Here is a 15,150-nt window from a genome sequence, read left to right on the forward strand (position 1 = left end):
GGGGTAGTCCATTCCGAACCCCATTATGTATGAAGAAAAGCGAGTTTGCCTACAGTATTCTTTAAAAAAACATTCCAGTTGATTGGAGCGGGTGTTCGAGACTCCTGCGGGAAAAGCGAGTCCAAGGGAGACCCCACAAGTGCAAAGAGCGCCGAGGAGGCTCCCGGACCGCCCGCGGAAAGCGAGTGCCCTACGTTCCAATCAACGTTAGAATTGTACAAACCCTCAAAAAACTGTAGGTAAAATCAATTATGTCTACAAACTGAAGCCCTCTTGGGTAAGAGGGCTTCCTTTCGTTATTTTTTTGCTTTATTGATGTTAAAGGATTTCTTCGATTCATTTCCTGCAAGATCGGTCACCTTAAACTCAATCTTATTGTTGCCTGTTTTAAGCGGCAGCTCCAAATCCTCTATCTTCTTCTTATAGGTACGCATTTTGTATGGTTCCTTGAATTCATGATAGAATACTTCGCTTCCGTTCAGGTAAAGGCGGATTTCATCAAAATTATCTTCCACCGTCACGTCCACTTTTGGATTTTTGCCTTTGGCTCCCACAGTTTTCGGTACACCCTTCACTTTTAAACCTGGCTTTGTTGCATCGACCATAATCGTCCGTTTAAAGGAAACCGTGTTATCCCATTTATCTGTTGCTTTAACCGTGAAGCTTTGAACACCCTCTTCAAATTTCTTTTCATATGAGAATTCATATTTGTTATTCGCCTTGTTATACGTTGCAGGTACCGTTTTATTGTCGATTTTAAATTCCTTTATTCCCGACGCTTCTTCAATTTCTCCTGTTATTTTGATTTTATTTTTATTGTTCACGCTCAAGGCTTCAGGACTCTTGATCTTTACAGCTGGTGCATGATTATCGATTGGAGCTGAATCACTTGCTAATTCAGTTTCCGCCGTTTTTTCATTACCTGCATAGTCAATTGCCACAACCTGAACCTTTTCCCCTTTTACATCAGGTAAAGTGAATTGTTTCGCATTCGCCGGGAGCGGCTCTTCCATGATGGATGCTCCATCGACTTGTACATCGTAATAAGCAAGTCCTGAACCATTCAAATTATCCTTGCCTTGGATGGTTAATACATTGCCTTTTTTCGAAATCTTGACTGTCGGCTTTACCGTATCGATTTTGATAGGCATTTTAAACGTCTGCCATTTTGCACCCTCGTAATCTATCATCGCTTTGATTTCAAAATAATAGACCCCATCCTTAGCGAGTGCATTATTGATTTTACCGTCCCATTTACGGGCCGGATCAAGGGTGTACGCGGTCCCTTGTCCGCCATCATAATAGTCCTTACGTACATTATTCTCTGTGCGAAGTTTCCGGATTGATTTGTTTTCACCATTCAATATATTGTATTCTACCTTTTTCGCATTCCTTAAGAATGATAGGACAGGCACGAAGTCATCCTGTGCACCATCACCATTTGGGGAAATCGCAATATTTTTGCCATTGAATGTTTTCCCCGCAGGGTCATAGCCAAGATAAGTGAAATCTTCACCTGCTGTAGAAACTCCTCCTGCCATGCCATAGAAGGACTCTTTGTCATATTTAGTGCCATCCAGGATCGGGGCTTTGTCCCACTCCCCTTTAAATCCTACATACGGTACATTCAGTTCCGGATTCGTATCGGCTGGATCCTTCAATGAAATGAACCCTTCAACAAAATATCCGTTTGGAAAGACCTCGTCAATGTCTACAAGAGTCTGAAGGTCATCACCGAGTACCTTTGCATCGGTTATGTCAACTTTCACTTCGAATGTAACCGATTTTTTTGCAGGAACGGTAATCTTATTTGTGCTTTTATTATTGATTTTAATCGAAGCGTTCTTAATTTCCTGTGCTTCCAGCTCGTTAGCGGTATAACCGAGTTGTCCCTGGATTGCATAGTCTGTTTGGATATTTCCTTTTACATCATACTTGACCGCTTTGTTGCTGAAGTTTTCAACCTTTAAAGTAAAGGCGAACTTATTGCCGATCTCCTTCATTGCAACCTTCGCTTCTTTCGTGAATGCCTCTGTCACGACAGCAGGTGTGGACAATGCGGATTGCAGCTGCATGACCCCGGCTCCCTGCCTGCGAGGCGAGTAAGGGTTTTCCCAGTCGAGGGCCTTATTGACGACACCTTGATCCGCTAATGGTTTTGAAGTATTCATCATCAGGTTCTTCGCTAGATTTGCCCGGGCAGATCCGTTTAATTTAAATTCTTTATCCACTCTTTCAAGAACCAGTGCCGAGCCGCCGGAAACATGTGGTGCCGCCATCGAAGTACCGCTCATCATTCCATATTCATCGTTGTTCAGCGTCGAATAAATTTGTCCGCCCGGAGCTGTGATTTCCGGTTTGAAATCCAGGTTCGGTGCGACTCCCCATGAACTGAATGAGCTCATTTTCCCTGCTTCTGGATTTACAGCTTTTGTTTTATCACCATTAAAGGTAATCTTCACCTTTTCGCCATCCGTTAAGGCCGCTTTCAGCTTTGCACCATCCGATTTCAACATGAACAGCTGGGGAATGGTGATGCTTGGATCAGTGGCCATGGAAATATATCCGTCAGCATTATTGTAAATAATGACTCCTGTCGCTCCTGCTGCCTGGGCATTTTGCGCCTTTTCTATAAAAGAAAGCGTGCCGCGCTCGATGAGGGCGAACTTGCCTTTAACATCCACTTTGGAAAGCTCCTCTGGCGTCCCAAGACCTGCAGCCACCAAGTCATGCGTTTTATCCTTTAAAGTATTGGGATGTACGCTTGAAGCCGACATGAACGGAGCTTTCCCTACTTGTCCGTTTATATCATAAGTCGCTGCATCCAAATCCATATAGTTATTCTCTACCGATGCCACTTGTACAGAATCGTATGCAAGTCCAGGTGAACCTGAAACGCCAATATCCGGGTTCGAGGCTGATGGGTTTGCAAATCCATTTCCAAAATGTGCCGAGTTTCCTGCTGAAATCGACATGAGGATCCCATTATCAACAGCCCTGGATACCGCCTGCTGCTCCGGATCTTCTGCCGATACAAAACCTGCAGTCGAGCCAAGGCTCATATTCAACACATCCGCCCCAAGGATGATGGCATCGTCAATCGCCTTGATATATATATCGCCCCATGTTGTCTGCATGTCGGGATCATTCCCGAAGACCTTTAAAGCTAGCAGCTGGGCTTCAGGAGCAACCCCTTTAATGCCGCCATTCTCTTCATCTCCATTGGCACCGGCCGTACCTGCTACATGCATTCCATGCATGGATGCACCTTCACCAAGATCAAGGATTTCTTCATTTTCATCCATGTAATTGTATCCATAAGGAACCTTCGCCGTATAATAATTGCCTAATAGATGGTTAGATTCCTTCATCCCGCTAATTTCATTTTCAGTCAGTTCTGCCTTATTCTCATTATTCAGGACCATATCACGGTGAGATGGGTCGATTCCAGTATCGATAATCCCGACGACCATCCCTTCCCCTTTATATCCATATTCCCGCCAAGCTTCCTGGGCTTGGACTAGTTCTTTACTATAAAGCATTTCGGGTTTTTCTACAGGACGTTCATATTCATTCGCAATATGTACTTCAGCAACTTCAGGCATGGCTTCCACCTTTTTAATTTCACCATACTGAAGTTCACCACTGAATCCATTGACGACTGTCGTAAAACTTTCAAGCTCCTTGAAAGCTATTTTTTTCTCTTTCACCTTTTTTTTCAATTTCTTCTGATTAGCTAGCTTTTCGGATTTTAATTGTTGTTTCTTATTTTTCGATAACTGTTTAAAAAGTTTCCCTTCTTTCGAAGCTGTTTCTATTGCCGGGGCTTCCTTCATCTCTACGATGACCCTGACCTTCTCATTGCTTTTGTATTTCTTATCCAAATCATTTTTCTTCAGCTTTATAATACTTTCCTGATTCTTCTTACCTGCACCGCCCGAACCTGTCGGGGGATCTGGGGGCTTGGCTGCGGAAACGCTTGCAGTAAAAACTAATAAAAAGATTGCTAGAATGGACAAGCTACGTTTAATCAATGAACTTTCCTCCTCTAAAATAAGCAATTTTTGGAATATTCTTACTGAGTATAAAAGTATCACAACTTTTGGGGTGATTTTAAGAGATAATAGTCACTATTTTCCTATTCCGAACTAGGATTTTGTTATTATTTTTCATATTTTAATAGATTTACAAGATAAACGACAAAAAGATGGTGATGTTAAACTAACATCACCCTTTTACTTCTAGTTTTTCATTCTTGGATCCAAGGCATCGCGCAGCCCATCCCCCATTAGGTTAAAGCCGAGTACCGTAAGCATGATCGCAAGCCCAGGGAAAAGAACCGTCCATGGTGCTTGAATGATGAACGCCCTGGAATCGGCGAGCATTTTTCCCCACTCTGGCGCTGGCGGCTGTGCACCGAGACCGAGAAAGCCGAGTGCTGCACACTCAATGATAGCAGTTGCAATCGCTAAGGTACCTTGAACGATAATCGGTGCAAGGCTATTCGGAAGGACGTGGTGGAGGAGAATGCGGCCATCCCCCATTCCAATTGCCTTTGCAGCCGTTACATATTCCTCTTCTTTCACCGTTAAGACCCTTGAACGTAAAAGCCGGCCGAATATCGGGACATTGACGATGGCTATGGCAATAAGTGCGTTGCGAAGGGAGGGCCCCAAAACGGCAACGACAGCAATGGCAAGCAAGATACTTGGAAAGGCAAGAATAATATCAAAGATCCTCGATATGATCGTATCTATCCACCTGCCGTAATAACCGGCAATGATTCCCAAAAAAGAGCCAACCACAACAGATCCGGCAACAGATAAAAAGCCGACCCCTATCGATATGCGCGAGCCATAAATGACCCTGCTCAAAATATCCCGGCCAAATTCATCCGTTCCGAACCAATGCTCCGCAGACGGTGCCAAATGTTTATCACTTAGCTTTTGCCCCTCAAATGAATAAGGTGCTATAACGGGCGCGAAGATGGCGATTAAGATGAAAAATGAAACAATCCCCAGACCCACAAGGGCTACCTTATTTTTCCTAAAGCTTTTCCAACCTTCCTTCCAGGGAGAGATGACTTTTTCCTCTGCCTCTTTTGGAGGAAGGATTGGCGAAGTATTCGTTGCTATTTCAGGCATGAGTTTCCCTCCCTATTTATACTTAATCCTAGGATCGATCGCTGCATACAACAAGTCCACAACTAGATTGATCATGACAAACAAAAAGGCGATGACGAGAATTCCGGACTGTATCACCGGATAATCCCGAGATAGGATTGCATCATAAATATATGTACCGATACCTGGCCACCCAAAAATGTTTTCCGTCAATATGGCGCCGCCTAAAAGTAATCCTGTCTGCAGTCCGATAACCGTCACCACTGGAATCAGGGCATTCTTAAAGGAATGCTTGTAAACAACCCAAAACATTCTCATTCCTTTAGCACGAGCCGTACGAATGAAATCCGATCTCATAACTTCCAGCATGGACGAACGTGTCATCCTTGCAATAATGGCCATCGGAATGGTCGCCAGCGCAATTCCCGGCAAAATGAGATGTTTGATCACTTCGAAAAACTGATCCACCCTACCAGCCATGAGTGTATCTATCAAATACAGTCCGGTTATGGCCTCAACAGGATCCCTGATATTGTCCCGCCCTGTCGTCGGAAGTAAATCCCATTGAATTGAAATGATATATTGCTCCATTAATCCCAGCCAGAAAATAGGCATGGACAAACCAATCAACGCAATCACCATGGCGACATAATCAAACCATGAGTTTTGGAACCAAGCTGATATTATCCCTGCATTAACGCCTATGACCACGGCGATGATCATGGCGATCAAGGCCAGTTCTATCGTAGCCATGAGGTATGGCCCAATCTCTTCAGAAACCGGACTATTCGTTTTTAAGGAAACACCCAGGTCTCCCTTTAACAGGCCTGATAAATAATCCCAAAATTGAATGAACCAAGGTTTATCCAGACCCAGTTCCTTTGTCATTGCAGCGACTGCCTCTTCCGTTGCTTGCTGCCCTAAAATCACCTGTGCTGGATTTCCAGGAATCGCCCGAATCATCATGAATACAATAAACGCCATTCCTAGTAATACTGGAATGAGAGATCCTAAACGTCGTACGGTATAGGAAAACAAAATAATCACCCGCCTTTTAAATAAGGGGCCTTAAAAGCGCCCTCGATCATTTTGAAATGCATTCCATAACAAAACCGGGAAGCATGCAAGACTCCATACTACCCGGTTCGTACGGTTAATTTTCTAGAGAAACATTAACAAGGGATTGTGAACCAGTCGGATGTGGAACAAACCCTTTGACCGTCTTAGATCCGGCTAACTGCGGTAAAGAGTGTACAAGCGGAACCCATGGAGCTTCATCATGGATGATTTCCTGTGCTTTTCCATACAACTCATTACGCTTGGCTTCATCTGCCGTGGACTGAGCTTCAATCAGCAGTTTATGGACTTCATCGTTTGCGTAACGGGCATAGTTGTTGGAGCCGATATTATCTTTATCCAATAATGTATAAAGGAAGTTATCCGCATCTCCATTATCGCCTGTCCAGCCCATCATGAAGGATTGGGCTTCACCAGCCTGCACTTTCTCTAAATATGCAGCCCATTCGTATGAAACGATATTCGCTTCGATGCCGACTTGTTTTAGGCTTGCTTGAATGGCTTCAGCCACTTTTTGACCATCTGGCATATACGGGCGCGGTACCGGCATTGCCCAAAGGTCCATTTTAAATCCGTCTTCAAGTCCAGCTTTTTTCAGCAGTTCTTTCGCTTTTTCTACATCGTAATCATAGTCTACTACTTTATCATTGTAGCCAGAAACGGATGGCGGCATAGGATTCTTGGCAGGCTCTGCTGTGCCTTCATAAAAATTATCAATGATTTCCTTTTTGTTGATCAAATGCGAGATTGCTTGACGCACTTCTTTCTTGTCGAATGGTGCTTTCTCAACATTGAAAGCAAAGTACCCGACGTTCATGGATGCACGTTCGAATATTTGCAGTTTTTCATCTCCTGTAACCTTACTGATATCACTTGGATTCAACCCGTCCATCAGGTCGATTTCACCCTTGATTGCAGCATTTAAACGCGCAGAGTTATCTTTAATGACCTTAAACGTGATTCCATCAAGTTTTGGCAGTCCATCTTGCCAATAGTCATCGTTTTTCACCACTTCAATCGTATCGCCAGGTTTCCATGATTTGAATTTGAAAGGACCTGTACCAGATGGATTTTTAGTGAAGTCGTCACCCTCTTTTTCAATTCCAGCCGGACTGGCTATTGCAAATGTAGGCATGGCAAGGTTTTTCAGGAACGGCGCCTGCGGACGGTTCAAAGTGAATTCCACCGTGCTGGCATCGATCGCTTTTACTTCTTTGATAACATGGCCTTCATCACCTTCAAATCCTCCGAACATGGAGGCATAATACGCAAATTTACCCTCATCCTTACTTTGTGCCCAACGGTGAAAGTTTTTTACGACAGCATCTGCATTGAAATCCGTACCATCATGGAACTTGATTCCGGTTTTCAATTTGAATGTGTATGTTTTTGCGTCATCGGACACTTCCCATGATTCTGCAAGACCCGGATTGATTTCCGTATCATCTTCCCCATATTTCACAAGCGTTTCAAAGATCTGCTGTGTGACGATGAATGATTCACCATCGGTTACGATGGCTGGGTCAAGACCGACAGCGTCTCCGCCTTTACCGTATATCAATACGCCGCCCTTCGCTTCACTCGATCCCCCTTTACCATCATCTTTCTCTTTTGATGTAGACGAGGAGCATCCCGCAAGCGCTAGTGAAAGAGCCAGGATACCAGTCAGCAATAATGCCAAAGTTTTCTTCATATTCTTCCCCCTTATTATTTGCGAATTTATGTATACGTCGTGTCAATTGTATAAATGACAAGCAACGTAGTGACCAGGTTTATGTTCATTCAGGATTGGCTTTTCCGTATTGCATTCTGCCATCGCCTTCGGACACCTCGTATGGAATGGGCAGCCGCCGGGCGGGTTTGATGGGCTTGGAACATCTCCCTGCAGGATTACCCTATCCCCCTTGTATTCCACATCCGGGATGGGCACGGCTGATAATAAAGCCTGCGTATATGGGTGAAGCGGATCTTCATAAAGTCCTTCACTTTCCGTCAATTCAACTATATGTCCAAGATACATGACGCCGACACGGTCGGAGATATGCCTTACCACTCCAAGATCATGGGCAATGAACAAGTAGGTCAAATCAAAATCTTCCTGCAAATCCTGCAACAGATTCAAGACCTGGGCCTGAATCGACACATCCAGTGCAGATACCGGCTCATCTGCAATGATCAGCTTGGGGTTGACTGCAAGTGCCCTCGCGATGCCAATACGCTGCCGCTGGCCACCACTGAATTGATGCGGATACCTTTTAGCATGGTAACTGCTTAAGCCAACAACCTTAAGAAGTTCCTGTACACGGGCTTTTCGTGCCTTTTTATCTTTAACCCCATGAACGATGAGCGGTTCTTCCAATATTTTTTCAATTGTATGCCTGGGATTGAGGGAAGCGAATGGGTCCTGGAAGACCATCTGCATTTCACGGCGCATCTTTCTCATTTCACCGGCAGATAAAGCCGTCAGGTCCTTTCCTTCGAAATAAACATTACCCTCACTCGGCTCAAGCAATCGAAGCAATAATCTTCCCGTCGTCGACTTTCCGCAACCGCTTTCACCGACAAGTCCTAAAGTTTCCCCTTTATAAATGGAAAAAGACAAACCATCAACTGCCTTGACCTCTCCAATGGTCTTTCCCAGAACCCCTCCTTTAATCGGAAAATGCTTCTTTAGGTTTTCTACCTTAACCAATGTTTGACTCATGCAAGGCCGCTCCTTTCCCATCTTCATACAGCCAGCAGCGAACATGCTGACCCTCATCGAATTTCAATAGAGACGGGGTCTCATTTATACATTGCTCCATGGCATGGGAGCACCGAGGGGCAAACTGGCACCCGAGGTTGCTTGTCCCAGGTTTTGGCACATTACCAGGTATTGAGTAAAGGCGTTCTTTCTTTATTCGCATATCCGGAATCGATTGAAGTAAACCGACCGTATAAGGATGCTTAGGATTTTGGAAAATCGTTTGCACATTTCCTTCCTCTATTACCTTGCCGGCATACATGACAATGACACGTTCACACATTTGCGCAACTACCCCAAGATCATGGGTAATCATCATGATTGCCGTGTCTGTTTCTTTATTTAAATTCTTCATTAATTCTAGGATTTGTGCCTGGATCGTTACATCCAAAGCCGTTGTAGGTTCATCGGCTATAAGGAGTTTCGGCTCACAAATCATGGCCATGGCTATCATGACCCTTTGTCTCATTCCGCCTGAAAGCTGATGCGGATATTCATCGAGCAATTCCTCGGCACGGCCAAGCCCAACCAGCTTCAACATTTCCACCGCTCTTTGGCGGGCCTGTTTTTTGTTCCATTTTTTATGTATCCGAAGCGTCTCGACCAACTGCTCGCCAATAGTGAACACGGGATTCAAGCTTGTCATCGGTTCCTGAAATATCATCGCTATATCATTCCCGCGAATTTTTCTCATTTTCGCTTCAGAGGCATTTGCGATGTTCTCTCCTTTAAAAAGGATTTCTCCCTCCACCTTACCAGCCGGTGAAGAAACCAGACCCATGATGGACAGAGAAGTAACGCTTTTTCCGCACCCCGATTCTCCCACTATCCCTAAAACCTCACCAGGATTGACATGAAAATCGATTGAATTCACGACAGGGATCACCCCATCGTCCGTACGAAAACTGGTTTGCAGCCCATTCACCTTAATAATTGGTTCGTCCATCAAATCACTTCCTATATATAACTTTTTTTCCAATTATATTATTGGGTTTATTATTGCATCAAAATTAAGATATTACAATATATTTTCTAAAAATTCTAATTTAACAGAATTATTTTTTATTTTTTTCTATTTACGCACTTTTTGGCACAAAAAAAAGACTGCAAAATTGCAGTCATTACAAGAGGGGAAACAGGTAAATCGACTTTATTGAGGGTAAATCGGGGTTTCCAGCCGAGGAAGAAGCTATATTAGCTTTGGGGAATGAATGGATGAAAATGAATTCTATATACTACTGTCAATATTCACTAAATAGTGCTGAAATTCTGTCCATTTATTATTCATTATGGTCATATAACGGAATAAATCACTAATGGTTTTTCCACTTTTATTGAAAACACTCTTGCTTCTGTCCTGATTCGGACCGTCATGTCCAAAACTATAAACCAATATGTTCAAATTCCTTGGGCTTAACATCATTTTGTTTAGACCCAATGAATTGAACCCTATCGGCGACCACTTCAGTTACATATACATAGTTACCCTCCTGATTTTCATATCTCCTTGTTTGTATTCTGCCAGTTATGCCGATTATGGCACCTTTTTTACAATATTGAGCAGTATTTTCAGCAGACTTTTTCCATATGATACACTGTACAAAGTCGGCCTCATAGTTACCGACAGTATTACGAAAGTTCCGGTTAACTGCTAAAGTGATATTGGAAACAGCCTTGCCATCGGGTGTGTATCTTAATTCGGGATCCTTCGTAAGCCTGCCGACGAGGGTAACTTGGTTAATCATTTTTTCACCCCTTCCTCTTTAATATGCTTTAATCATACTCTTTCTTCCATCGATTAAAAAATGGAGGAAATGGTCTTGTTACACCATTTTTCTTTATAAAAAACCGTTTAATTGATGCAAAATCATTTTTTATTGATTAAAATCAGGTAAAAAACGAATAGTTAACAAAATTAAATATTTTGCAAATTTTTATTCAATCCTTCATAATTTAGACAAATGTTGGGTATTCATTTCATTTAGGGACTTTTTTTTAGTATGATATAATTACCTTTAAAAGGATTAATCGATATGTACCATTTCAAAATTTACGTTTAAGAGAGGTAATTACCGCTCTTTCTTGCAAGAAACGGAGGAATTAGATGAAATCATTTAAATTGATCTCGTTGCAAATTGTAACTGAAAATTTTAACTTGATTGATATTGCATTAACAGATGGATTGATTATAAATAAAGAAAACGACGCTAGATCGTGGTTACTGGAAGCCTTTGTAGAAGAAAATCATTTCAAAGAGCTTGAACCTTCACTTCCCGATATAAACGGAGAGGTGTATATCCAGGCCGTCATTACCAACAAGGATAATGAACCGGCTTTGTTTCACACTGTACTACGCACAATAAGAAAAGTCGGCAGCCATTATAGCCTTCTATTCGTTGGTCACATCCAAAAAACACGGAGCAAATATGCAGAACTCCTTCTTGAAGATTTGGTCCAAAAAGGTCTCGTCGGCGATGAATTAATAAATGAGTTCAAGCAAAAAATCCGCTCAAAGCCTAAATTAGCAACCAATAAATAAAAACCCTTCCCTTAATGCCCATCCCCTAATCGAATGCACATAAAAAAGACTGACTTAGATGAAGAAGGATATTGATCCTCTTCTTTCCTAAGCCAGTCTTTGTCATTCTGTGCTAATTACTTATTTTTGTCGTCATTTTTATCAGCGTCTTCAATCAATTCATCGGCATCATTATCGACGTTATTATCGTCGTTTTCAAGCAATCCATCATCATTGCCATTCATGCCGTTATCATCTGTACCGTTGTTATCATTTACACCATTGTTATCATCTTCTATGATGTTGTTATCTTCTTCTGGTGCGGGATTGTTGTTGTCATCATTATCCGTTCCACATCCAGCAAGGAACATAATAGATAATAAAGATCCCCCAATTAGTGCAAAAATTTTCTTCATCATTTTTGGCAACCTCCCTTCTTTCTTTATCATTAGCTATTTTGCCCGAATGTGAAAATAACTTGCGTCCTATTTTAAATTTAAAAATAAAATTCTCTAATTTGAATTTAATCATTAAAAAATGCCGGACATAAAAATGTCCGGCATTCAAAGGGAGAATAGATAGTTCTTAAAACCGCGCTTGCTTTAAAAAAGCATGCAGTGCTATTTATATACACAGCTTCACGATTCCTTAAACCATTTTTTGAAAAATAATTAATTTAGTTAATTTACTCCATTTCCTTTTCACTGAAAATGAATGAATTTCTTATTTGTCACCAAAAGCAAACATGATATCGGCTTCACATGCTGTCTCTCCATCTACCGTTGCCACTGCTTTCCCTTTACCCATTGACCCTCTCATACGCACTATTTCCACTTCCAGACGCAGCTGATCACCTGGTTTTACTTGCTTTTTAAAGCGGCAATTATCAATCCCAGCGAAAAATGCAAGCCGTCCTTTGTATTCTTCCTGTTTCAAAACGGCTACAGCGCCAACTTGCGCTAATGCCTCTACAATTAAAACTCCAGGCATAACTGGATAATCGGGGAAATGGCCATTAAAGAATTCTTCATTTGCTGAGACATTCTTCAATCCTACCGCTCTTTTCCCTTCATCTATTTCAATGATCCGGTCGACTAATAAGAATGGGTAACGATGCGGAATAATTTCCTTTATTTGTGTGATATCAAGCATACTTTTTCCTCCTATGACTTAAATATTTCAAACATAACGTAAACTCGCCCCTGTCATGATGACAGAGGCGTAGTTGCACTGTAATATAAATCCGCTAACGACAGCAACTACTTCAAAAAAAACATGGAACTACGCGCCTTTGTTCACTATATCAATAATATGGGTCCATGTGGATTTTTGGAAAACATCCATTGCATGTCCTCCACCAATCACACTGTATCCTAATAGTGCCCCGGATAATACAGCAATGAAAATCAATCCGATAACAATGAGTAAACGAAGCCAAATCGGTAAAAGACGGACCTTGATTCTACGATTCGGTTTCGCCTCAACTTCCTTTATCTCTTCTTCAATTTGTTGTCTCATTACACGATTTTGTTCCATATAGAATGTGAAAGCTCCTTTTAAGAAAACTCGCCGACTGATTTTCCCTATAACCAGAAATTCAGCAGCTATGCAAAATGATCGGCACGAATGATTTCCTTTGTTATGATTTCATTATAACCGATTTGCTCTAATTCCGCAGGGAGACATTTTATTTACCAGATACCTTAACGGATTCCATTGACTAATCCGCTCATTTGATCGGCCATCGTTACCGCCCGGGATTGAAATTGGTAAGACCGCTGAACATTGATCAGATCCGTCATTTCTTTGGAAAGATCGACATTGGAGGACTCCAGAGAGCCTTGACGGACTGCTGCCTGGTTGCGGGAATCCCCTGTTAATGCGGTCATGATATCGTCTTCAGTAACACCCAAGGCATTGAAGTTTTCGGGCAGGCCAAGTAAATTTCCGCCTAAGCGGTCAAGAAATTGGGGTTTTTTTACCGAAACGATCCCGAGTCCAAAATTCTTTTCGCCATATTCTTCCGTATCCACTATCAATAAGCCATTTTCCGAAATCTTAATGTCTTTAATATTTCCCTCAATGTGGATCGGTTCACCATTTTCATCAAGGACTTTATGTCCTGCAGAGGTAACGAGCATCATTTGGTCGTTAGCATTAGGAGATAAATAAAAGGCCCCATCCCTTGTAAGCCTTGTATTGACCCCATTATCGTCCTGAACGCTTACGGTGAAGAATTGGTCCTCCCGGGTGAATGCAGCATCAAGGTTGCGATCCGTCGTCTTTAAGGCTCCCTGTGAAAGCACCAATTGAGATTGGCTTATCATGGCACCTGTTCCCTGCCGGATGCCAGGCGTGGTCAACCTTCCTTTTTCCTTGGTCTCACTCGGTTGATTATTGAAACTCTGTGTCAATAAGTCATTGAAGCTCGTTTGGGTCTTTTTGTAGGCAGTCGTGTCCACATTCGCGATATTATTACTTATATGATCGATTTTACTTTGAAGTTGGTTCAGCGTATTCGTCGCCGTCATCATCGTCCGATTCATGGTTTTTCCCCTTACATGTTCAAATTTCCAAAATCATCTTTTCCTACTGTTCAATTAAAGCCTGCCAACCTCATTGACTGCTTTATCCAAACTTTTATCATAGGCTTGAAGAACCTTCTGATTCGCTTCAAAAGAGCGGTATGCCGACATCATTTCTGTCATCGTTCTCGATTGGTCAACATTGGAGCCTTCAAGAAAGCATTGCTTAGTAGAAAAACCGACATCTGCAGCCGCGTATGCGCTAGGCAAATCCCCATCATTCACAGCCTTATACAGGCCTTCCCCATCCTTCATGAGCTGTAATGACGGATCATCCGAATAACCGATGCCAATAAGTGCGGTTTGAACATTTCCTTCTAAAATAACACCGTTTTCCGCTACTGTGAACTGATCGCTATCAAGCTTGATCTTTTCATTATTTTCGTTCAATACATAATGACCCGAAGGTGTGGTCAGATAACCTTGCCCATCCAGGGTGAAACTGCCGTTACGCGTATAACGGATAGCACCATCACCATCCTGGACAGTAAAAAACACCGATCCTTGCCGACCCGTTTCTTCATTGATCGGCAGATTTTCATCAACTAAGGAAATATCCGTATTAAGCTGAGTTTCCTCCAATGTACCCTGGGTAAATAAAGGATTCGCCTCCTGTACGTAAACACCCGTACTGAGCCCTCCAACCTGGGATAAGTTAGTCATGCTCAATTTGTTCTCCGTAGGAACCGTTTTACCACTTATGTTGCTTATGAGCATTTCCGGAAAAGACCTTACGCTCATTTGATCCGCTTTATACCCTGTTGTATTCGCATTGGACATACTGTTTGTGAGCAATTCTGTGCGCCTTTGCTGTGTAAGCATCCCGGAAGCAGCTGTATAAAAACCTCTTAACATCTTCTTCACTCCTCAATCTACATAACTTATCCCGTTCAATTTCTCATATCTATCTTATCGGACATGAACATCAGTATCTTAAGGAAAAGGAAAAGCATTAGGCAGAAGAATTTTTCTATATCGTAGGCTAGGTCAGATTCAAAGGAATGGTGTTAAATTTTCGACTAAAAGAAGAGGGCCTATTGCTCAACAGTACTAGAACTGCACGCACTTTCACTATGCCTCACGTTTGTCTGAACCTTAGACCCC

Annotated in this window: 13 protein-coding genes; 1 reads left to right on the forward strand and 12 read right to left on the reverse strand. The window is 42.4% G+C overall.

Annotated elements, in window-relative coordinates:
- Positions 1-296 precede the first annotated feature (296 nt).
- The 7 genes from V3595_RS15335 to ssb all read right to left on the reverse strand — a co-directional run bounded on the left by V3595_RS15335 (position 297) and on the right by ssb (position 10,688).
- Positions 297-4,034 (reverse strand): S8 family serine peptidase, encoded by a 3,738-nt coding sequence (locus V3595_RS15335; protein WP_485908110.1) that lies wholly within the window; start codon positions 4,032-4,034, stop codon positions 297-299.
- A gap of 207 nt (positions 4,035-4,241) precedes the next feature.
- Positions 4,242-5,144 carry an ABC transporter permease gene (locus V3595_RS15340; protein ID WP_485908112.1) on the reverse strand — a complete coding sequence of 301 codons (903 nt, stop codon included), beginning with the start codon at positions 5,142-5,144 and terminating at the stop codon, positions 4,242-4,244.
- Between the two features lie 12 nt (positions 5,145-5,156).
- Positions 5,157-6,161 carry an ABC transporter permease gene (locus V3595_RS15345; RefSeq protein WP_137016483.1) on the reverse strand — a complete coding sequence of 335 codons (1,005 nt, stop codon included), beginning with the start codon at positions 6,159-6,161 and terminating at the stop codon, positions 5,157-5,159.
- Positions 6,162-6,276: 115 nt separating this feature from the next.
- Positions 6,277-7,893, reverse strand: coding sequence for an ABC transporter substrate-binding protein (locus V3595_RS15350; RefSeq protein ID WP_485908114.1), 1,617 nt, complete (start codon positions 7,891-7,893; stop codon positions 6,277-6,279).
- Between the two features lie 42 nt (positions 7,894-7,935).
- Positions 7,936-8,904, reverse strand: a complete 969-nt coding sequence (locus tag V3595_RS15355) for an ABC transporter ATP-binding protein (RefSeq protein ID WP_485908116.1) — start codon at positions 8,902-8,904, stop codon at positions 7,936-7,938.
- Positions 8,885-9,889 (reverse strand): ABC transporter ATP-binding protein, encoded by a 1,005-nt coding sequence (locus V3595_RS15360; RefSeq protein WP_157831068.1) that lies wholly within the window; start codon positions 9,887-9,889, stop codon positions 8,885-8,887. Before V3595_RS15360 ends, V3595_RS15355 begins: the two co-directional genes overlap by 20 nt.
- A gap of 436 nt (positions 9,890-10,325) precedes the next feature.
- Positions 10,326-10,688: a single-stranded DNA-binding protein gene (gene ssb, locus V3595_RS15365; RefSeq protein ID WP_485908118.1), complete on the reverse strand. Its 363-nt coding sequence runs from the start codon at positions 10,686-10,688 to the stop codon at positions 10,326-10,328.
- A 359-nt stretch (positions 10,689-11,047) separates the two neighbouring features.
- Between ssb and V3595_RS15370 the strand changes: the two genes are divergently transcribed.
- A complete protein-coding gene (locus tag V3595_RS15370; protein WP_350300666.1) occupies positions 11,048-11,482 on the forward strand; it encodes a YwpF family protein in 435 nt (144 codons plus the stop codon).
- A gap of 116 nt (positions 11,483-11,598) precedes the next feature.
- Here the strand turns inward: V3595_RS15370 and V3595_RS15375 are convergent, their stop codons facing one another.
- The 5 genes from V3595_RS15375 to V3595_RS15395 form a co-directional block, all read right to left on the reverse strand.
- A complete protein-coding gene (locus V3595_RS15375) occupies positions 11,599-11,880 on the reverse strand; it encodes a hypothetical protein (RefSeq protein ID WP_485908120.1) in 282 nt (93 codons plus the stop codon).
- A gap of 304 nt (positions 11,881-12,184) precedes the next feature.
- A complete protein-coding gene (gene fabZ / locus V3595_RS15380) occupies positions 12,185-12,613 on the reverse strand; it encodes a 3-hydroxyacyl-ACP dehydratase FabZ (protein ID WP_034315755.1) in 429 nt (142 codons plus the stop codon).
- 129 nt (positions 12,614-12,742) lie between these two features.
- Positions 12,743-12,997: a DNA-directed RNA polymerase subunit beta gene (locus V3595_RS15385; RefSeq protein WP_137016469.1), complete on the reverse strand. Its 255-nt coding sequence runs from the start codon at positions 12,995-12,997 to the stop codon at positions 12,743-12,745.
- Between the two features lie 167 nt (positions 12,998-13,164).
- Positions 13,165-14,007 (reverse strand): flagellar hook-basal body protein, encoded by an 843-nt coding sequence (locus V3595_RS15390; protein WP_485908122.1) that lies wholly within the window; start codon positions 14,005-14,007, stop codon positions 13,165-13,167.
- A 54-nt stretch (positions 14,008-14,061) separates the two neighbouring features.
- Positions 14,062-14,901 (reverse strand): flagellar hook-basal body protein, encoded by an 840-nt coding sequence (locus V3595_RS15395; RefSeq protein WP_485908124.1) that lies wholly within the window; start codon positions 14,899-14,901, stop codon positions 14,062-14,064.
- Positions 14,902-15,150: the final 249 nt, after the last annotated feature.

It is taken from the genome of Bacillus sp. CFBP9009 (assembly GCF_036541465.1).
Classification (GTDB): Bacteria; Bacillota; Bacilli; order Bacillales; family DSM-1321; genus Peribacillus.

Coding starts and splice junctions, on each gene's coding strand:
- V3595_RS15340 (WP_485908112.1), bottom strand. CDS start 5,144: ATGCCTGAAATAGCAACGAATACTTCGCCAATCCTTCCTCCAAAAGAG.
- V3595_RS15350 (WP_485908114.1), bottom strand. CDS start 7,893: ATGAAGAAAACTTTGGCATTATTGCTGACTGGTATCCTGGCTCTTTCA.
- V3595_RS15355 (WP_485908116.1), bottom strand. CDS start 8,904: ATGAGTCAAACATTGGTTAAGGTAGAAAACCTAAAGAAGCATTTTCCG.
- V3595_RS15360 (WP_157831068.1), bottom strand. CDS start 9,889: ATGGACGAACCAATTATTAAGGTGAATGGGCTGCAAACCAGTTTTCGT.
- ssb (WP_485908118.1), bottom strand. CDS start 10,688: ATGATTAACCAAGTTACCCTCGTCGGCAGGCTTACGAAGGATCCCGAA.
- V3595_RS15370 (WP_350300666.1), top strand. CDS start 11,048: ATGAAATCATTTAAATTGATCTCGTTGCAAATTGTAACTGAAAATTTT.
- V3595_RS15375 (WP_485908120.1), bottom strand. CDS start 11,880: ATGATGAAGAAAATTTTTGCACTAATTGGGGGATCTTTATTATCTATT.
- fabZ (WP_034315755.1), bottom strand. CDS start 12,613: ATGCTTGATATCACACAAATAAAGGAAATTATTCCGCATCGTTACCCA.
- V3595_RS15385 (WP_137016469.1), bottom strand. CDS start 12,997: ATGGAACAAAATCGTGTAATGAGACAACAAATTGAAGAAGAGATAAAG.
- V3595_RS15390 (WP_485908122.1), bottom strand. CDS start 14,007: ATGAATCGGACGATGATGACGGCGACGAATACGCTGAACCAACTTCAA.
- V3595_RS15395 (WP_485908124.1), bottom strand. CDS start 14,901: ATGTTAAGAGGTTTTTATACAGCTGCTTCCGGGATGCTTACACAGCAA.